We start from the raw sequence: 18,407 nt of genomic DNA, 5'->3' as shown, positions 1-18,407 counted from the left end.
TTAACACCAAGGCAAAACTGACTGTCAGAAAAGCCTTTGGCTTTAGAACCTATCACGCTATGGAAATCGCTTTGTATCATACACTTGGCGCCTTACCTGAACCGGAATCTACCCATAGATTCTGCTGACGAGGCTTCTTTTTCTGGCCGCCTGCGGAAACCCCGGCCCCAGCGGAACACCCCCGGACACCGGATCAGGCGCGGCCCCCGGCCCCCGCGCCGCCGCCCCCCTGACCCTGGCCAAGAAAAGCGGCTGTCTGGCCTGCCACAAAGTGGACGGCAAACTGATGGGACCGGCCTGGACCGCCGTGGCCGAGCGCTACCGGGGTGACCCGGATGCAAGAAACCGCCTGATCAACAAAGTAAAATCCGGGGGGGCCGGCAATTGGACCAAGGTCACAGGCGGCATGCCCATGCCGCCCAACTACCCGCGGGTCAGCGACGAAGACATCACCAAGCTGGTAGACTTTGTGCTGGCATTGAAAAAGTAATTGCTTCACGCAAGCGGCGCTTACAAGAAACAACCCCGTTCCACATAATTGACCCCGGTTTGTCAGCATTCTTTACAGACGTATGATCGCACCCCGGAGGCACCGCGGATGCCGTGAGTATTCTCTATGTATATCAAAGTGATATACAATATTGGCCTTATTATTGCTTGCACGGACAAACAATCCCCTGAATCAACCAGTGGCGAAACAGAATATGGATCAGCAGCACAATAACGACGAGGACGCCCCCAAGCCGTCCGTCCCTGCCCAAGACACACACAAGCCGTTTGACCCCTCCAGGCGGCGCCTCGCCAAAGCAGGCGCCGTGTGCGTGCCCCTGCTCATGACCCTCGCCAACCGGCCGGCATGGGCCCACCATTGCAGCCTGTCCCAGTGGCAGTCGGGCAACATGTCGCAGCACAATCACCTGTGCACCCTGGGCAAAAGCCCCGGTTACTGGAAAACGAAAGACACCTGGCCCAGCCCGCTGGATGCAGGGAGCTGCTCCAAGACAGGCTCCAGCTACACCTGCACGGGGGGCACCCTGTTCCACGACCTGACTTACGGCTTCGGCGGTACTGAGCACGTGGGGTATTCCATGCGCTTTGTCATGCTGGAACGCAATAACAACACCTTCGGCCCCGGCAACCACGTGGTGGCCGCCCTGCTGAATGCCTATGAGTACCCCGGCGACTATGTGCTGACCGTGGCCAATGTTCATGCCTTGTACAATGAATATCTGAACGGCTTCATGACCAGTTCGGAACTCAGAAGCTTCCTGGACACCACCTGGACCTGAGGCGTGGCACAGCGCGCGGCAGCCTCCCAATGGGCGCTCAGCGGCGGCGCAACGCTGATGTTCCGGAGCTGGGAAGACGAAACGGTGGTATATCACCAGCAGTCCGGCGACACCCACGCCTTGAGTGCCGTGGGCGCCGAATGTCTGCGGCTCCTGGCCACAGCCCCCCGGACGCTGCCCGACCTGGTGGCGGCGGTAGCCGCCGCCTGTCAAATCCCGCCTGATGCGGCGCTGACTGAATCCGTCGAAAAACTTGTGCTAGAGTTGGCCGGGAAAGGACTCCTGGAAGAACGCTGACTTGGCCATTCCCCGCCCCACCCTTGCAAGACACCCCCGTTCCAGGCTCTCACCGACGCCATCCGGCAACCCCGCAGTGCGGGCGCGTGATGCCGGACAACACGGCACTCACCAGTGAAAATCGGCGAAATCGAACCCGGGGACATTGCCACGCGGCTGGAAAGCGAAGGCTTGTGTCTGCCCATCGGCCCGCTGATCGTCCGCCTCCGCACCCCAATCACACCCGTCGCCGGCACCATTGCCACCCTCTACGGCCATTACGAGCTGCCGGAGCACTGTGACTGCGCCGATTTCCACATCATCCTGGAACGCTGCGGCGGGCTGCGGCGCTGGCTCAGGCCCCAGGTCATCTTCTCTTTGGACGGCCACCGCCCCTTCAAGCCATTGCCTCTCAACCAGGCCTTCCCCAGCTTCGAGTGGGGCCTGAACTGGTGTGTGGCCACCCATTACCATCGCTATCTCATCATTCACTCGGCGGTGCTGGAAAAAAGCGGCAGGGCCCTGATCCTGCCCGGCCCGCCCGGCGCGGGCAAAAGCACCCTGTGCGCAGCGCTGGCGATGCGCGGCTGGCGGTATTTTTCCGACGAACTGACCCTGGTGGAGCCGGACACGCTCGCCATCACCCCCATCCCGCGCCCCATCAGCCTCAAAAACGAATCCATCGCCATCATCCGCCGCTTCGCCCCGAAAGCCGTCATGGGCCCGCCGCACCATGACACCCTCAAAGGCACAGTGGCACATCTGCAAGCGCCCCCAGACAGCGTCGAGCGCGCCGGCGAGACAGCCGCGCCAGGATGGATCATCTTCCCCCGCTACTGCGCCGGCGCCGCCACCCGGCTCACCCCGCGTTCCAAAGCCTCGACCCTGCTCTATGCGGCGGAAAACGGCTTCAACTACTCCATCCTCGCCGCCATCGGCTTCGAGACCGCGGCCGAACTGGTGGACCGCAGCGATTGCTACGATTTTGTCTACAGCAACCTGGCTGACGCCATCACCACCCTGAACGAACTGGCCCGATGAGCGCACCTGCCTGCCTGCTTGTCCGCATCCTCCGCGACCCTGCGACCGCTGCCGGGCTGACCCAGAAAGACTGGGACCTGCTCATCCGCCAGGCCCGCAGCGCCAATCTGCTCGCCCGCCTCGCCCTGCGCCTGCGCGCCGGGCAGGTGGAGATTCCCGGGCGCCCCCGCATCCACCTCGACTCCGCCGCGGCCATCGCCGAGAAAAACCGCCGCGACGTATTGTGGGAAGTGCGCTGGATCGAAAAAGCCCTGGCCCGGCTGGAGCTGCCCATCATCCTGCTCAAAGGCGCCGCCTACACCGTCACCGGACTCCCCATCAGCCACGGCCGCCTCTACAACGACATCGACTTCATGGTGCCCAAAGAGCGCCTGGACGAGGTGGAGCGCGCCCTGCTCCTGGGCGGCTGGGTCACCACCCATCACAACGCCTACGACCAACGCTACTACCGTAAGTGGATGCACGAACTGCCGCCTTTGCGCCACATCACCCGCCTGAGCGTGCTGGACGTGCACCACAACATCCTGCCGGAAACCGCCCCCCTGCACCCCGACCCGGCCAGGCTGCGGGCCGCCGCCATGCCGGTTCCCGGCCGCGGCCGGCTCTACACCTTGAGCCCGGCGGACATGATCCTGCACAGCGCCACCCACCTCTTTCATGACGGCGAGCTGGAAAACGGCTTGCGGGATCTGGTGGACCTGGACGGCCTGCTGCGCCACTACGCCCGAACCGACACCTTTTGGACCGGGCTCGCCCGCCGCAGTCTCGAGTTGGAACTGCACCGCCCCCTGTGGTACGCCCTGCACTACAGCCGCGAGTTGCTGGGCACCCCCGTGCCCGCAGCAATGCCGGCCGAACTTGCCCGGGCCGCGCCCGCCGCGCCGCTGCGCGCCGCCATGGACGCCCTGCTCCGCCGCGGCCTGCTGCCCGGCCACAAAAGCTGCGCCGATGCCTTCACCGGCCTCGCCCGCTGGTGCCTGTATGTGCGCTCCCACCACCTGCGCATGCCGCCTCATCTGCTCCTGCCTCATCTCATCCGCAAAGCCTGGCGGCGTAGAGTGCGGGGTGAAGCGGACCATTGAGAGAGGCCGAGACCAGGGCACCACTCCCTCCGCCTCACTGCTCTTTTGTCCGCGCTGGAAGAGGATAAAAGGGCTCTGACCCCTTTTGTTACGCCGCGGTTGCCCTGCGGACGCGGCGCGCAGCGGCAGCGAAACCAAGCAGCGCATGCGCTGTGGCGGCGATCCCGGCATAGAACGCCAACGCGTGCAGGGAGCCGGGGAAATATTTCACCAGCCGCGCGCCGAACCCGGCGAGACTCGGCTCGGCGAAGCGGCCGGAGAAGAAATAGAAGCCACCGCTGGAGAACAGCTCACAGGCCATGGCCCCCGCGAGCGCGGCCCCGACGAGCGGCAGCAGCGTGCGCCATTCAAACCGGTGCCGCCGCGCATACCAGCGCCCGGCGAACCAAAGGGCGGCGTAGGCCGGCACCAGGAAGACGTAGGCAGGCGTCAGACAAAAGGCCTGGCCACCACTCACGATCTCCGCCAGGCTGGCGCCGCTGAGCAGGTGGGGGGTGAAATCCAGCCCCCAGACAAAGGCCAGCAGGGCCGGCAAGACCCATACCGGCCGCAGGTACACACCGGCAAGAAAGAATACCGCCCAGGAAGCGCCGGGCAGCTGTAGCGATGTGGCGAAGTGCTGGCCCCGGGTGGCGATGAGCAGCAGCGCCAGTCCGGCGCCGATCCAAATTTGATTGCGGGTCGATAGTGTCACCATGGCGGGCTCCTTGGATGGTGTCATTTGTGGTCAGGGTTGATATCTCAGGGTCAGGTACAGGCTGCGCCCCGGCTGATTGAAGTACGCGGCGGTCTCGTAGTCCTTGTCGAGCAGATTCTCGAGCCGTGCCTGCACACGCCAGTTCCCAGTCAGCGCATACTCGGCACGCAGATCAACGGTTGCGTAACCGCCCAAGCTCCGGGTATTGGCAAGATCATCATAGCGCCTGCCTGCGGCGAGCAGGGTCGCCCCCAGGCGGTAACGAGCGAAGCCGCGATCGGCGTCGAGACGCAAAAATCGCCGGGCTCTGCGTGGCAGTACGTTACCGTCATTGGCGCCGCCGGATCTGTTTTCCGGATCGAGCAGCGTGAGGTTCGCGTTCAGGTCCCAGTTTCCAAGCCGGGTGCCGAGTACCGCTTCAAGGCCGCGGATGCGCGCCTGGTCGATGTTGTTGGGGGCGAAAAGCGAGGCATCGTAGGCGATCAGGTCATCGACGCGGGTCTCGTAGGCGTTGAGCGACCAGCGGCCCCAGGCGGGTTCACCGCGCAGACCGAACTCCACGCTACGCGACGCCTCGGGCCGCAGCTTTGGGTTGCCAAAGCCGGGGAAGTATAGTTCATTGAAGGTCGGTGCCTTGAAAGCGGTGCCGTAGGCCACAGTAAGCCGCAGGCCTTCGCCCAGCGCGTAACCCCAGGCCGCGCTGCCGGTATTTCGGTTGCCGAACTGCTCATTGTTGTCGCGGCGCAGGGACAGCTGCACGTCGTGGGCACCGAAGCTGCCCTGATATTGGGTGAACAAGCCGCTGTTGTCCCGGGAGGTGACGGCATAGGCGGTGGTGCCGTCGATGCGGTCGTCCTGGTAGTCGGCACCCACCGTGAGCAGATGAGCGGCAGCGATGCTGATATCGTTCTGAAAGGAGAGGGTATAACGCTCGCTCTCGAAGCGGCTCTGGAAGGCACCGTCCTTGAAATTGTCAGACTCGTCCCGGCTGCGGCCCACAGCCAGCGTGGCTTGCCAGATGTCCCCGGGGGAGAAGCGCAACGTCCCGCCCAGTACCTGTTGCGTGAACTCAGATTCATTGACGAAGCCGCCATCAAATTCGTTGTCGCCCACGGCGTGCAGGGCGTGGACATCCATTTCAAGACCGTTGTCGAAACGGTAGCCCGCGCGCAAGGCCCCCGCCAGATTGCGGTAACCGTCCTTGTCCGGCTCGGTGGTGAAGCAACCGGCACCGTCCGGCGAGGGTTTGCCATTGCAGGCATTGAACCCCCCGGTGTCGATACCGCTTGCGCCTACGCTGAACCAGCCACGCTCACTGCCACCGGAGACACCCGCCGAGGCACTGTAGGTCTGGTAGCGGCCGCCGCCGATACTGAAGAAGGGCCTGAGCGCGCCACCGCCCTTGCGGGTGAAAATCTGGATCACCCCACCAATGGCCTCGGAGCCGTACAGGCTGGAACGCGGCCCGCGCACGATCTCGATGCGCTCGATCTGCTCGACGGGAATATCCTGCAACGCCGCGGTGCCCAGGCTTGCAGAGCCGGTCTTGACACCGTCGATCAGGACCAGCACGTGGTCGGACTCGGTGCCGCGCAAAAACACCGAGGTGGCCTTGCCGGGCCCGCCGTTGTTGGCGACGCTGACGCCCGGGACACCACGCAGCAGGTCCGGGACGGACTGTGCCTGCTGACGCCCGATCTCTTTTCGTGTGACAACGGTTACCGAAGACAGCGCCTCGTCCGCCGTTTGGGCGGTACGGGTCGCGGTAACAATGATGGGATCGAGTTCAACAGCAAAAGCAGACTGAGAACCCAGCAGCAGACACAGTGCTGCGGGCATGCAATTTCTCATACCTTGGTTCCCCTCCGGCACGCTCACCCGCGCGCCAACTGGTGACATAGAAACACCGCGGAGGAAAAAACCGGACGGGAACAGGAAAAAGAACCTGTCAGCCGCGACATCGCCCTCCGCAATGCCAAGCAAGGGCTCCAGGCCGGTCTCCGGGCTCGCGAGGGGTCTGGAAAGACCTGGGCGGATCGCCTTCCCACGTCGAAGCGCAGTGGCTCGATGATCCGCTTTTTACTCGCCTACCGTTGCGGGGGCAGCGCCGGAATTGTCCGTTGACGACATGTCAGGAACGCACCGGCTTCCCGTTTAATCCCTGGGGTGAACACCCTTGGGACACCTGAAGCTGGGCGGGGATTTTGATGGAACAAGGGACATGGTGTCAAGAAACAGCCTTGACAAGCATAAAAGGGGTCTGACCCCTTTTTAAACACTTTTTGGTGTTACAGGTATTGAAATCGTGCCACAGGTGGTGTTACTATATACACACTCGTGGCACCGGCCTCAAGTGCACACTGAGTGGCTGGCGCACCGTTTATTTTGAGAAATGTCTATCTTCGCCCTTCATTCGGCCGGGCAGTACGGCAGTTGCGCGTCTGGGCGGCCTTTTTTCAGGGAGCAGCGAAATGGTATGCGATTCGACCTATCATCGGCATCTCCATCGCACGGTGAGCCACACGCATACCCATCGCCACGATGATGACCACCATACCCATCATCACAATGAGGAAGTCATGGGTGAGCATTGTCATGAGCATACCCATGAAGAGATAGCGCATTCTCATCAGCACGAGCACGATGATGGACACCATGACCATCAACATGACGCAGCGCCGATCCATCCAACAACTACAGAGGGAGAAAGATGAAATCTGACAAAGCCTTAAATTCCGGCTGTCCAGCTGACAAGTCGAACACGTACTGTCCGGCAATGAGCGGCCACAGAGCGAAAGCGCTCGCCAGGCAGGCAGGCGGGGCCATCGCCGGCGGAGCCGTTTTGCTTGTGGTGTCAACATCCGTATTTGCCCATGGTGAGTCCCTGCGAGGTGGTGGCTCAGGCAGCATCAATACCGTGGGCGCGTCGATTCTGGAGGAAAAAGTAATCGGCCTGCGGTGGGACGCCCGCCGTTATGAGACCTTTTCTGATCAGCAATTGATCGATTTCAAAGCGGATGGTGAAGATGTCCACATGCACTCCAGCGAGGATGCCTACTTTCTTACCTATGGCTTCCCGGTAAATGAAGACATGGATATCAGCCTCATGTGGCAATACAATAATTTCAAGGGCTTTAAAGATAATGGCGATGACTTTGCCAACGATTGCTTTGCCAAAAACCCGCCCGTCAAAGGCGACCCCAGCAGCGCCAAGTGTATCTCCCCCACCAAAGAGTCGCCAGGCTTTGGTGATATGCTGATAACCGGCCGCTACCGTTTTTTCAACGATGGCGACAATCAATGGGCCTCTGTCTTCGGTGTTATACTGCCAACCGGCAAAATCACCAACAGAACAGACAACGGCGAAATTATCGGCACGCACAATCAGCCGGGAAGCGGCGCCATTACCTTTCAGGGCGGGATAGCCTTTAGTGGCCATCTGACGGAAAGCATTGCACTGGACGCGGATGTGATCTATCGCTTCGGAACCCAGGGCGCCAAGCAGTTCCGTCCGGGCAATTCTTTGCAGGCTGATGTTGCAGCAGCCTTTGCCCATCACAGCTCAATTGTTCCAGTGATCGAGCTGAATGCCATCTTCTTCGACCAGGACATTGAGAACGATGAAATCAAGAAAAACAGTGGCGGTGATGTTGTTTACCTGTCACCGGGCATCAACTATAAAATAAGCAAGAGGCAGGGGATCTACGCCAATTTTTCATACCCCGTTTACCAAGAATTGGGCGGCATCTCCAATGACGAGAAATACCGCTGGAGTTTGGGGTGGAGTTCAGCTTTTTGAGAAAAACCCGGGATCATTATGAAAAACCAACCATGGATTAATCAGTTGCTAGGCAAGATAGTCATAATGATCGGCATGGCGGGCGCAGTCGCGCCCGCCTACGCTCATTTCCAGATGATTGTCCCTTCAGATGAGATCATCTCTGCCGGTGAAAGCCGCCAGCTCACTGTGAGTCTCATCTTCACCCATCCCTTTGAAGGCATGGGGCTCAACATGAAAAAGCCGCAGCGTTTCGGCGTTTGGGTGGCAGGAAAAGAAATTGATCTTCTGGGCAACTTGAAAGAGACCCCTTACCAGGACAGAGCCGGTGACACGCTGTCATCCTACCAGGCCAGCTATAAAATCCGCAAACCGGGTGATCATGTTTTCTTCGTCGAGCCGCAACCTTATTGGGAGGCCGCGGAAGAACGCTTTATCATTCATTATGCAAAAACTGTTGTTAATGCCTTCGGCATGGAAGAGGGGTGGGACAAAGAACTCGGGCTGAAGGTTGAAATCGTGCCATTGACCAGGCCTTACGGACTGTGGACCAACAATCTGTTCCGGGGCGTGGTCAAACACAATGGCAAACCGGTGCCGTTTGCCCGTGTTGAAGTGGAATACTACAACGACAAAGCTGAGGTGATGGCACCCTCTGATCCCTACATCACCCAGGTCATCAAAACGGATGCCAACGGTGTGTTCGCTTATGCAATGCCCAAATCGGGCTGGTGGGGAATGGCCGCCCTGGTGGAGAGCGACGAGGCCATGAGCCACGACGGCAAAGCGTACCCGGTTGAACTGGGTGCGGTGCTGTGGGTCAGAACACGCGATATCGAGAGGTAGTTTGTTATGACTGACAGCTTTGGTTTTTCCCGTCTGCCTCTGTCATGGAAACTGCTGGTTACCGGCTTTGTCATCATTCTTGGCAGCGGCTATCTCGCTGCTGTGTTCAATGCGGCGCTGTCTGTCGGCATAGATCCACAGGCCATTTCCGATCACTACGGGGACAAAAGCCTGTCCAGCAGTGAAGCGGCGGCGATTGCCGAACAGGGCTTTGTCGAGGAGGAATTTTCTTTCGACGACGAAGAGACATCGGGCGGTGACAAGAACATGGCAGGCATGGATCACTCGCAAATGGATATGGCAGGCATGGACCACGGTGCGGGAGCGATGGGTGACGACACCCTGCCGCCACAGATTCTGGCCCAGGTCTCCCACATTCATCTTCTCTCGTTTTCCCTCCTGCTGCTAGCAATGGGAGGCTTGCTCTGCCTGACCCGGTTGCACGAATCAATCAAAGCCGTCGTGGTCTCATTGCTGTTTTTAGGCCTTTGGGGGGATATCCTCAGCCTCAACCTGGTGCGCTTTGTCTCCGGCAGCTTCTCCTATATGACCGTCGCCACGGGCACCACAATCGGCCTCTGTTTTGCCTTCATCTCCCTCAGGGTGTTGTGGGAGTTGTGGCTGATGAAACCGGAAACCATTGAGGAATCATGAACATGAAAACTATTCGCAACCCTATGGCTTTTCTTGTCGCGCCGCTGTTGGCCATTGGTCTGACCTTGGGCGTCAGCCAGGAGGCTCAGGCACACAAAGGCCACGCCGGGCCAATGGTCACGTTTATGAAAACCAAGGCGGCCTTGAAAACGATGCTGCCCGAGGGGGCCAGAATCGTCAAACGCAAGCAGCCGTTGAAAGAGGACGCCGCCGAATGGGCAGAGAAGACTTACGGCCTGGAACTGGATGACAAGCTCTACAGCTATTATCTGGCTACCGACAAGCAGAGCAAAGCGATTGTTGGTGCGGCATATGTGGGGAAAACAAATTACCGTCACGGCGAACTCAAATTTGCGGTGGGCTTGGATGCAGACAATCGCATTGCTCAAGCTGCCGTCTTGGGGATAAATGAAAAATATGTGGTGGATTTTGATGGAAATGTCGGCACCGGTCTGATCGCCGATTACGCCGGGCTTTCCCTCAAAGAACTGGTTGCCAGGGCGGATGAGCTGGCTTCATCTGACAAGGCCACCCGAGAGTTTTCCGCTGCCATACGTGATGCGGCGGTACTGTTGGCTGCGTTCATAAATAATATGAACGCAAAAAAATAGCCGCCCCGTCCCCTTTCTCCCTTTTCTTCACTGGCAGGCAGCGGGTGGTCCTCCCCCACCCCTGACCCGCCACACAACTGCCCCACCCGCCCCCGCCCGGCCTGCGCTATCATCCCTCCATGAGCCTGAGCGCTTTCCACCCCGCCACTGCCGCCTGGTTCCGGCGCGCCTTTCCCGCCCCCACAATGGTGCAGACCCAGGCCTGGCCTGCCATCCAGGCCGGGCGCCATACCTTGATCGCCGCGCCCACCGGTTCGGGCAAAACCCTGGCCGCGTTCCTGGCTGCCATTGACGGCTTGGTGCGCGAGGGGCTGGAGCGGGGTTTGGACGACACCACCCGGGTGCTCTACGTCTCCCCCCTCAAGGCGCTGTCCAATGACATTCAGAAAAACCTGGACCACCCCCTGGCCGGTATTCGCGATGAATTGTTGCTGCAGGGGGTGGTGGACGTGCCCATCCGCGCCCAGGTGCGCACCGGGGACACCCCCCGGGGGGAACGGGAGCGCATGCGGCGCGAGCCGCCGCACATTCTGGTGACCACGCCGGAGTCGCTGTACCTTCTGCTCACCTCGGCATCGGGCCGGCGCATGCTGGGCACGGTGAGCAGCGTGATCGTGGACGAACTGCACGCGGTGGCGGGCAGCAAGCGCGGTGCCCACCTCATGTTGTCACTCGCCCGGCTGGATGCCTTGTGCGGGGACGCTCAGGGCCGCACGCCGGTGCGCATCGGCCTGTCCGCCACCCAAAAACCCATCGAGGACATGGCCCGCTACCTCACCGGGGGCGCGCCCTGTGCCATCGTGGACACCGGCCACCTGCGGGCGCGGGATCTGGCCCTGGAAGTGCCGGACTCGCCCCTCACCGCCGTGATGGCCAACGAAGTGTGGACGGAGATATACGAACGCCTGGAAACGCTGATTCAAAACCACCGCACCACGCTGATTTTCGTCAACACCCGCCGCCTGGCGGAGCGGGCCGCGCGCCACCTGGCGGAGCGGCTGGGGGACAAGGCCGTCACCGCCCACCACGGGTCCCTGGCGCGGGAGCACCGGCTGGAGGCGGAGCAGCGGCTCAAGACCGGCAGCCTCAAAGCCCTGGTGGCCACGGCCTCGCTGGAATTGGGGATAGACATCGGCGAGGTGGACCTGGTCTGCCAACTGGGCTCGCCCCGCAGCATCGCCGCCTTGTTGCAGCGGGTGGGCCGCTCCGGCCACGCGGTAGACGCGACCCCCAAGGGCCGCTTGTTCCCTCTGAGTCTGGACGATTTGGCAGAATGCGCCGCCCTGCTGGATGCCGTGCGCCACGGCGAGCTGGACCGGATTCTCATCCCCGAAGCGCCGCTGGACGTGCTGGCCCAGCATCTGGTGGCCGAAGTGGCCAGCCGCGAGTGGATCGAAACCGAATTGTTTGAACTTTGCCGCCGCGCCGGGCCCTACTGCGAACTGGAGCGGGAAGTTTTCACCAACGTGGTCACCATGCTGGCCGAAGGCTTCGCCACCCGCCGCGGCCGCCGCAGTGCCTATCTGCACCGGGACGCGGTAAACGGCAGGCTGCGCCCCCGCCGGGGGGCGCGCCTCACCGCCCTCACCAACGGAGGCGCCATTCCCGACCAGTTTGACTACGAGGTGGTGCTGCTGCCGGAGGGTCTGTTCATCGGCAGCCTCAATGAAGACTTCGCCTTTGAAAGCCTGCCCGGCGACATCTTTCAACTGGGCAACACCGCCTACCGCATCCTGAAAATCGAGCAGGGCAAAGTGCTGGTGGAAGACGCCCAGGGCCAGCCGCCCAACATCCCCTTCTGGTTCGGCGAGGCACCGGGGCGCACCGACGAGTTGTCCCAGGCCGTCTCCCGCCTGCGGCAGACGGTGACGGAGAAATTGGGCAAGGGTCTGCCCGCCACCCGAAAGTGGCTGGAAGACGAACTGAATCTGGACCCTGCCGCCGCCCGGCAACTGGCCGAGTACTACGCCACCGCCCTGGCCGCACTGGGGGTACTGCCCACCCGGGATTGCATCGTGTTCGAACGCTTTTTCGACGAAGCGGGCGACACCCATTTCGTCATCCACGCCCCCTTCGGCTCGCGCCTCAACCGCGCCTGGGGCCTGGCCCTGCGCAAGCGGTTTTGCCGCAAATTCAATTTCGAGCTGCAAGCCTCGGCCCTGGAAGACAGCATCGTGCTGTCCCTGGGGCCCACCCACAGCTTCCCGCTGGAAGAAGTGGCGGGATATTTGAAAGCCGCCACCGTGCGGGAGATTTTGATCCAGGCCCTGCTGGACGCACCCCTGTTCGAAACCCGCTGGCGCTGGTGTGCCTCCATTGCCCTGGCCCTGCAACGGGTGCGCGGGGGCAAGCGGGTGCCGGCCCCCTTGCAGCGCATGGCGGCGGCGGATCTGGTGGCGGTGGTGTTTCCCGATCAACTGGCGTGTCTGGAAAACATCACCGGCAACCGGGAAGTGCCCGCCCATCCGCTGGTGGATCAGGCGCTGGCGGATTGCCTGACGGAGGCCATGGACATTGATGGACTGGAACGGCTGCTGGGCCGGCTGGAGCGGGGCGAGGTGCGGCTGGTCTGCCGTGACCTCAGCGCGCCCTCGCCCCTGTCCCACGCCATCTTAAACGCCCGCCCTTACGCCTTTTTGGACGACGGCGCGGCGGAGGAGCGGCGCACCCTGGCGGTGCAGCAGCGGCGCTTCAATCAGCCGGAAGACGCGGCGGCGCTCGGAAAGCTGGACCCGGCCGCCATCCGGAAAGTGCGGGAGGAGGCCTGGCCGGCGCCGCGCTCGGTGGATGAACTGCACGATGCCTTGCTGGTATTGGGGTTTGTGACGGCGGGGGAAATGGGGGGTGAGGCGCGCGCGACCGGAGCAGAAAATCCCCCCCACCCCCCCTTTTTCAAAGGGGGGAGTGAAGAACTGTTTTCCGTATTGGTGCAGGACCAGCGGGCAACGGCGTTGACGGCGCCCGGCGGCCAAACGCTGTGGGTGGCGGCAGAGCGTGTGCATGAATTGTTAGCCCTGTTTCCCGACACCGAACTGAGGCCGCTCATCGCGCCACTGGCGGCACCGCCGGATGACCCGGATGCCGCCTTGCTGGAACTGGTGCGCAGCCGTCTGGAAGGCCTGGGGCCCGTCACCGCCGCCCGGTTGGCCGCGCCGCTGGGCCTGCCGGCCGGCCGCATCGAACTGGCCCTGCTGGCACTGGAACAGGAAGGCTGCGCCATGCGCGGCCGCTACACCGGCGCGGACCAGACCGAATGGTGCGAACGCGGGCTGCTGGCGCGGATTCACCGTTACACGGTGCAGCGCCTGCGCGCCGAAATCGAACCCGTGAGTCCGGCGGATTTCATGCGCTTTTTGTTCCGCTGGCAGCATCTGGACGAGCGCCGCGGCGAAGGCACGGACTCGGTGGACGCGGCGCTGCAACAACTGGAAGGCTTCCCCCTGGCAGCGGGAGCGCTGGAAAGCGAAATCCTGCCCGCACGGGTGGATTTCTATCTGAAACATCACCTGGACCAGCTCACCGGCAGCGGCCGCTACGCCTGGGCCCGGTGCACGCCGCCGCCCGCCTCCGCCAGGCCGGGCAAGGGGCAGGCGCCTGTGCGCATGACGCCCGTCAGCCTGATGCCGCGGGAAAACCTGGCCCTGTGGCGCACCCTGGCGGCCCCGACGGAAGATTTGAACCCGCGCCTGTCCAGCGCCGCCGCCACGGTGCGGGACCTGCTCAAACAAGACGGCGCCTCGTTTTTCGCGGACCTGGTGCAACGCAGCGGCCTGCTGCGCACCCAGGTGGAGGCGGCGCTGGGGGAATTGGTGTATTTCGGCCTGGTGAGTGCCGACGGCTTTGCGGGCCTGCGGGCCTTGATCACCCCCGCCGCCAAACGGGGTGGCTTCAACCGGAGACGGCGCGGCGGACCGTCGGTGGACGATGCCGGCCGTTGGGCGCTGCTCCGCCCGGCTGCCAGCAATGAGCGGGAGACCACCGGGCACGTGGCCCGGGTGCTGCTCAAACGCTACGGCGTGGTGTTCCGCAAATTATTGGAGCGGGAGGCTTCTCTGCCTTCCTGGCGCGAGCTGCTTTACGTTTACCGCCGCATGGAAGCACGGGGCGAGCTGCGCGGCGGCCGTTTCGTGGCCGGTATCGCCGGCGAACAGTATGCCCTGCCGGAAGCAGTGGGGCTGTTGCGGGAGACGCGCAAAGGGGGTGCGCGGGGGGATTTCATCACGCTGGGCGCGGCGGACCCCCTCAATCTCACGGGCATCGTCACCCCCGGCCCCAGAGTGCCGGCGCAGCTGGGGCAGAAAATACTGTACCAAGACGGTGTGCCGGTGGCCGCCAGCGCGCGGGGGGATGTCCGCTGGCTGGCGCAACTGGACGAGGCGGGCCGTTTCGCGGCCCGCAGCCACCTGCTGCGTCAGCCCATGGCGGCGGCTGCGGACACAGGCAGGCTGTGGTAGCTCACCACCCGGTTGCGGCCCTGTTCCTTGGCGGCGTACAGCGCCCGGTCCGCCATTTTGAACAACTCGTCAAAGGTGATTTTCTCATCCACGGGCAAGGTCGCCACACCAAAACTGGCGCTGACGGAAATCCCGACGGGGTGCAACGCGTCCAGCTTTTGCCGCAAGACCTCGGCCTTGGCGCAGGCATCGGGGAGCGGGCAGCGGGGAAACACCAACACAAACTCCTCCCCGCCGAAACGGGCGATGACATCGCCCGCGCGCACATTGGACCGCATCAGTCCCGCCACCGCTTTTAACACGGCATCACCCTGGGCGTGCCCGTGGCTGTCATTGATGACTTTGAAATGGTCCAGATCCACCACCAGCACGCTCAGGGGCTCGTGGTGGCGGTAGGCATTGCTGGTGAACTTCTGCGCCGTCTCAAACAGGAAATGGCGGTTGTGCAGGCGGGTGAGCTGGTCGGTGACCGCCATCTCCGCCAGCTGTTTGCGCTGGGCCTTAACTTCGTCCAGCAGTTGCTTGTTGGTGATGAGATTGCCCACCCGGGCGATGAACTCTTCCTCCAGCAGGGGTTTGGCAACGTAATCATTGGCCCCCTGACGCAAAAGTTCAATGCGCCGGGCCACATCATCCAGACCGGATACGGCCAGGATGGGGAGATCGCATTTATCACCGTCCAGGGTGCGGATGGCTGACACCAGCCCCAGACCGCTCATGCCCCCTTCCACCACAATATCCGTCACCACAATGTCGTAGTCATTGCATTGGAGCGCGGCGAAGGCGGTTTCCGCGTTGGTAAAATGCTCCACCTCCAGGCCCACATTCACCAGCATCCGGGTGGTGAGGGCCGCCATGGCGCGGTTGTCTTCCACATACAGCACCCGCCCTTTGCAGACATGACGCATGCGGCGCACGAAGCGTTTCAGGGTCTGGCAAAGTTCGTCGAAATCGCCCTTGCGCAAGACCTCGGAAATGCCGGCATCGAAACCGCGCCGCAGCACTTCATCGTCCTCATCAGCGGTGAGCAGCACAATGGGAAGCAACTGGGTGGCGGGAGTCTCGCGCAGGCGGCGGCTGACGTCGTAGCCCTTCATATCGGGCAGATGCAGATCCAAAAACACCATGTCCACCGGACCCTGTTCCAGCACGTCGAAACATTCGGCCCCGCTGGCGGCAAAACGGCACTCCACCCCTTCTTCTTCCAGCATGACCCCCAGCATGTGCTGAAACAGTTTGGCGTCATCAACTACCAGCGCTTTCATTGCTCCCCACAGCTTGCTCTAAGTCAGGCCCGGGTTCAAACTACCCGGCACCCGCGCAGACCACACCCGTCGCGCCCGCCACGGGCCGGGGGAGAAGACGGACTCGGCGTTTGTCAACCGTACCAAGTGATTTCTCTGCCTGCCGCCAGGCCGGACTGGCCGGCCGGGCTGATGAAACATTATGTTAGTGTTATCTCATATCTTTTCGTCCCCGCCCGGACGAACTTGATAGCAAACCATTGCACGAGGTCCCCGCCATGGACGACGATCCACCGCCGCCTCCCCAGCGCACCTTTAACTGCTGGACCTGCCGGCCGGCCCGGTGGATTTGCGTGACGGAGCCCGCCATATGGCGTCAACACGCCCGGTCTGTGGCAGGTGCCGTCCCCCTGGAGAATCGTTTTAAGGCGTTTTATGGAATTTAAGGACTACTACAAAATACTGGGCGTAGACCGCAAAGCCACCCAGGATGAGATCAAGCGGGCCTACCGCAAACTGGCGCGCCAGTATCATCCGGATGTGAGCAGTAAAACCGACGCCGAAGCCCGCTTCAAGGAAGTGAACGAAGCCCACGAGGCCTTGAAGGATCCGGAAAAACGCGCCGCCTACGACCAGCTCTTGCATGGCGGCTGGCAGGCCGGCCAGGGTTTCAAGCCGCCGCCGGGCTGGGACGCCGGTTTCGAGTTCCGCGGCCGCGGCTTTCGCGACGCGGGAAGCGGGCCGGGTTTCAGCGATTTCTTCGAGAGCCTGTTCGGCCGCTTCGGCGGTGGCCCCGGCGCCGGTTTCCGCCCCCGGCCCGAGGCCTCCCGCGGCGAAGACCACCATGCCCGCGTGCACATCAGTCTGGAAGACGCCTACCACGGCGCCAGCCGCAATATTTCCCTGCAATTGCCGCAAGTGGACGCGCAGGGACACGTCGTCACCCGCCCCCACACCCTGCGGGTGAAAATCCCCGCCGGCATCCAGCCGGGGCAGAAAATCCGCCTCGCCGGCCAGGGCGCGCCCCCCTTGGGCGGCGGTCCTGCGGGGGATTTATACCTGGAAGTGCTGTTCGAACCCCACCCCCTGTTTCAGGTGGAGGAACGTGATGTACACCTCACGGTGCCCGTCACACCCTGGGAAGCGGCGCTGGGCGCCAAAATCACGGTCCCGACCCTGGGGGGCAGGGTGGAACTGAAAATCCAGCCCGGCTCCCAGTCGGGCCAAAAACTCAGGCTCAAGGGCAGAGGCCTGCCCGGCCAGCCCCCGGGCGACCAGATCGTCACCTTGCAGATTCACACCCCCAGGGCGGAAACGGACAAGCAACGCCGGCTGTATCGGGAACTGGCGGCCGCCCTGCCCTTCAATCCGCGGGCGGGGATGAATTGACCAAGGCGACGTGCGCGGTCCATGCGGCACAGTGGCAAACGTCAGGGGAGATTTGACGCCCCGCCCCTGGCAAAACTGTGAATCCGTCCCCGGCGCGCTGGTGCGCAATCAGGCACCGCCCGTTTCTGCCGCCACGCAGGCCCGAAACGCCTCCAGCAGACTGACGAACACGGGGCCGGGGCATGCACCCAGGGGACGGCCGTCCACCTCCCGCACCGGAATCAGTTCGGCACCGGTGCCGGTCAGAAAACATTCGTCGGCGGTGTAAAGATCGTATGGCGCCAGGGGCAGCTCTGCCGCCGCCAGCCCGGCCGCCCCTGCCAGCTCCAGCACCAGGGCCCGGGTAATGCCCGCCAAAGCCCCTTCCGACGTGGGTGGCGTCAGCAGGCACCCGTCACGCACAATGAAAAGATTGTCCGCCGTCCCCTCGGCCACCCGGCCGCCGGCGTTCAGCAACACCGCCTCATCCGCCCCGGCATGGGCCGCCTCCAGGCGTGCCAGGAGAGGGTTCAGATAGTTGAGGGTCTTGATCCGCGGATCCAGCCCGTCGGCGGACAGGCGGCGGGTGGCGGCGATGATCAGCCGGGCCCCGGCCTCCCGCACCGGCTGAGGCACCATTTCCAGTTGCGTGGCAATAAGGATGACATTGGGCCGGGGGCAGGCGGCGGGGTCCAAACCCATGGGCCCCTCGCCCCGGGTGACAATCAGGCGGATATAGCCCTCGTCCCCGTCAAAGGCCTCGATCAGCGCCGAGACGGCCTCATCCAGTTCGGCGGCGCAATAGGGCAGCGTGAGCCGGAGCGCCGCCGCGGAGCGCTCCAGCCGCCGGCGATGCGCGCCCAGCCGAAACGGCCGCCGGTGATAAAAACGGATGCCTTCAAACACACCGTCGCCGTACAACAAACCATGATCCAACACCGGCACCACCGCCTGTTCCCGCGGCACCAAGCTCCCGTTCACCCAAAACACGGTCATAACACCCTCTCTCCTGCGGGGCGCGCGCCCCTGCCCGGTTTCCAGTCTCAGGCTTGCAGGCTAGCGTGACT

The 18,407-nt window shown here is 62.8% G+C and carries 16 protein-coding genes and 1 riboswitch; of the genes, 11 read left to right on the top strand and 5 right to left on the bottom strand.

What is annotated here, in order from left to right:
* Positions 1–142 precede the first annotated feature (142 nt).
* From ENJ19_10660 to ENJ19_10640, 5 genes are all read left to right on the top strand, one after another.
* A complete protein-coding gene (locus ENJ19_10660) occupies positions 143–490 on the top strand; it encodes a c-type cytochrome (protein ID HHM06186.1) in 348 nt (115 codons plus the stop codon).
* 214 nt (positions 491–704) lie between these two features.
* Positions 705–1,289, top strand: a complete 585-nt coding sequence (locus ENJ19_10655) for a hypothetical protein (GenBank protein ID HHM06185.1) — start codon at positions 705–707, stop codon at positions 1,287–1,289.
* 3 nt (positions 1,290–1,292) lie between these two features.
* On the top strand, positions 1,293–1,586 hold the full coding sequence (locus ENJ19_10650) for an HPr-rel-A system PqqD family peptide chaperone (GenBank protein ID HHM06184.1): 294 nt from the start codon (positions 1,293–1,295) through the stop codon (positions 1,584–1,586).
* A gap of 114 nt (positions 1,587–1,700) precedes the next feature.
* Positions 1,701–2,606 (top strand): HprK-related kinase A, encoded by a 906-nt coding sequence (locus tag ENJ19_10645; GenBank protein ID HHM06183.1) that lies wholly within the window; start codon positions 1,701–1,703, stop codon positions 2,604–2,606.
* Positions 2,603–3,688, top strand: a complete 1,086-nt coding sequence (locus ENJ19_10640; protein HHM06182.1) for a hypothetical protein — start codon at positions 2,603–2,605, stop codon at positions 3,686–3,688. The genes ENJ19_10645 and ENJ19_10640 overlap by 4 nt, the downstream gene beginning before the upstream one ends.
* Before the next feature lie 88 nt (positions 3,689–3,776).
* On the opposite strand, the gene ENJ19_10635 is transcribed toward ENJ19_10640, so the two are convergent.
* From ENJ19_10635 to ENJ19_10625, 3 genes are all read right to left on the bottom strand, one after another.
* A complete protein-coding gene (locus ENJ19_10635; protein ID HHM06181.1) occupies positions 3,777–4,385 on the bottom strand; it encodes a hypothetical protein in 609 nt (202 codons plus the stop codon).
* Between the two features lie 30 nt (positions 4,386–4,415).
* Complete coding sequence (gene btuB / locus ENJ19_10630; protein ID HHM06180.1) at positions 4,416–6,236, bottom strand: TonB-dependent vitamin B12 receptor; 1,821 nt, start codon at positions 6,234–6,236, stop codon at positions 4,416–4,418.
* A gap of 122 nt (positions 6,237–6,358) precedes the next feature.
* Positions 6,359–6,589, bottom strand: a riboswitch (cobalamin riboswitch).
* Between the two features lie 252 nt (positions 6,590–6,841).
* Positions 6,842–7,054, bottom strand: coding sequence for a hypothetical protein (locus ENJ19_10625; protein HHM06179.1), 213 nt, complete (start codon positions 7,052–7,054; stop codon positions 6,842–6,844).
* A 41-nt stretch (positions 7,055–7,095) separates the two neighbouring features.
* On the opposite strand from ENJ19_10625, the gene ENJ19_10620 reads away from it, so the two are divergent.
* The 5 genes from ENJ19_10620 (at position 7,096) to ENJ19_10600 (ending at position 14,728) form a co-directional block, all read left to right on the top strand.
* A complete protein-coding gene (locus ENJ19_10620; protein ID HHM06178.1) occupies positions 7,096–8,184 on the top strand; it encodes a transporter in 1,089 nt (362 codons plus the stop codon).
* 18 nt (positions 8,185–8,202) lie between these two features.
* Positions 8,203–9,009: a DUF4198 domain-containing protein gene (locus ENJ19_10615; protein HHM06177.1), complete on the top strand. Its 807-nt coding sequence runs from the start codon at positions 8,203–8,205 to the stop codon at positions 9,007–9,009.
* A gap of 6 nt (positions 9,010–9,015) precedes the next feature.
* Positions 9,016–9,663: a hypothetical protein gene (locus ENJ19_10610; GenBank protein HHM06176.1), complete on the top strand. Its 648-nt coding sequence runs from the start codon at positions 9,016–9,018 to the stop codon at positions 9,661–9,663.
* Positions 9,664–9,665: 2 nt separating this feature from the next.
* Positions 9,666–10,274 carry a hypothetical protein gene (locus ENJ19_10605; GenBank protein ID HHM06175.1) on the top strand — a complete coding sequence of 203 codons (609 nt, stop codon included), beginning with the start codon at positions 9,666–9,668 and terminating at the stop codon, positions 10,272–10,274.
* A gap of 119 nt (positions 10,275–10,393) precedes the next feature.
* Positions 10,394–14,728: a DEAD/DEAH box helicase gene (locus ENJ19_10600; protein ID HHM06174.1), complete on the top strand. Its 4,335-nt coding sequence runs from the start codon at positions 10,394–10,396 to the stop codon at positions 14,726–14,728.
* Here ENJ19_10600 and ENJ19_10595 read toward each other — a convergent pair.
* Positions 14,686–15,993 (bottom strand): response regulator, encoded by a 1,308-nt coding sequence (locus tag ENJ19_10595; protein ID HHM06173.1) that lies wholly within the window; start codon positions 15,991–15,993, stop codon positions 14,686–14,688. The two genes, ENJ19_10600 and ENJ19_10595, sit on opposite strands and share 43 nt — an antisense overlap.
* Before the next feature lie 414 nt (positions 15,994–16,407).
* On the opposite strand from ENJ19_10595, the gene ENJ19_10590 reads away from it, so the two are divergent.
* Positions 16,408–17,361, top strand: coding sequence for a J domain-containing protein (locus ENJ19_10590; protein HHM06172.1), 954 nt, complete (start codon positions 16,408–16,410; stop codon positions 17,359–17,361).
* Between the two features lie 108 nt (positions 17,362–17,469).
* On the opposite strand, the gene ilvE is transcribed toward ENJ19_10590, so the two are convergent.
* Positions 17,470–18,336 carry a branched-chain-amino-acid transaminase gene (gene ilvE, locus ENJ19_10585; protein HHM06171.1) on the bottom strand — a complete coding sequence of 289 codons (867 nt, stop codon included), beginning with the start codon at positions 18,334–18,336 and terminating at the stop codon, positions 17,470–17,472.
* Positions 18,337–18,407: the final 71 nt, after the last annotated feature.

It is taken from the genome of Gammaproteobacteria bacterium (assembly GCA_011375345.1).
Lineage (GTDB): Bacteria > Pseudomonadota > Gammaproteobacteria > DRLM01 > DRLM01 > DRLM01.
Note: the sequence above shows the minus strand (reverse complement) of the source record. Positions and strands in the feature narration are given on the sequence as shown.

Bases quoted from the DNA above. Each gene is read 5' to 3' on its own strand.
- ENJ19_10610 (HHM06176.1), top strand. From the start codon at position 9,016: ATGACTGACAGCTTTGGTTTTTCCCGTCTGCCTCTGTCATGGAAACTG.
- ENJ19_10625 (HHM06179.1), bottom strand. From the start codon at position 7,054: ATGTTGATGGTCATGGTGTCCATCATCGTGCTCGTGCTGATGAGAATG.
- ENJ19_10615 (HHM06177.1), top strand. From the start codon at position 8,203: ATGAAAAACCAACCATGGATTAATCAGTTGCTAGGCAAGATAGTCATA.
- ilvE (HHM06171.1), bottom strand. From the start codon at position 18,336: ATGACCGTGTTTTGGGTGAACGGGAGCTTGGTGCCGCGGGAACAGGCG.
- ENJ19_10600 (HHM06174.1), top strand. From the start codon at position 10,394: ATGAGCCTGAGCGCTTTCCACCCCGCCACTGCCGCCTGGTTCCGGCGC.
- ENJ19_10655 (HHM06185.1), top strand. From the start codon at position 705: ATGGATCAGCAGCACAATAACGACGAGGACGCCCCCAAGCCGTCCGTC.
- ENJ19_10640 (HHM06182.1), top strand. From the start codon at position 2,603: ATGAGCGCACCTGCCTGCCTGCTTGTCCGCATCCTCCGCGACCCTGCG.
- ENJ19_10605 (HHM06175.1), top strand. From the start codon at position 9,666: ATGAAAACTATTCGCAACCCTATGGCTTTTCTTGTCGCGCCGCTGTTG.
- ENJ19_10590 (HHM06172.1), top strand. From the start codon at position 16,408: ATGGAATTTAAGGACTACTACAAAATACTGGGCGTAGACCGCAAAGCC.
- ENJ19_10635 (HHM06181.1), bottom strand. From the start codon at position 4,385: ATGGTGACACTATCGACCCGCAATCAAATTTGGATCGGCGCCGGACTG.
- btuB (HHM06180.1), bottom strand. From the start codon at position 6,236: ATGAGAAATTGCATGCCCGCAGCACTGTGTCTGCTGCTGGGTTCTCAG.
- ENJ19_10620 (HHM06178.1), top strand. From the start codon at position 7,096: ATGAAATCTGACAAAGCCTTAAATTCCGGCTGTCCAGCTGACAAGTCG.
- ENJ19_10595 (HHM06173.1), bottom strand. From the start codon at position 15,993: ATGAAAGCGCTGGTAGTTGATGACGCCAAACTGTTTCAGCACATGCTG.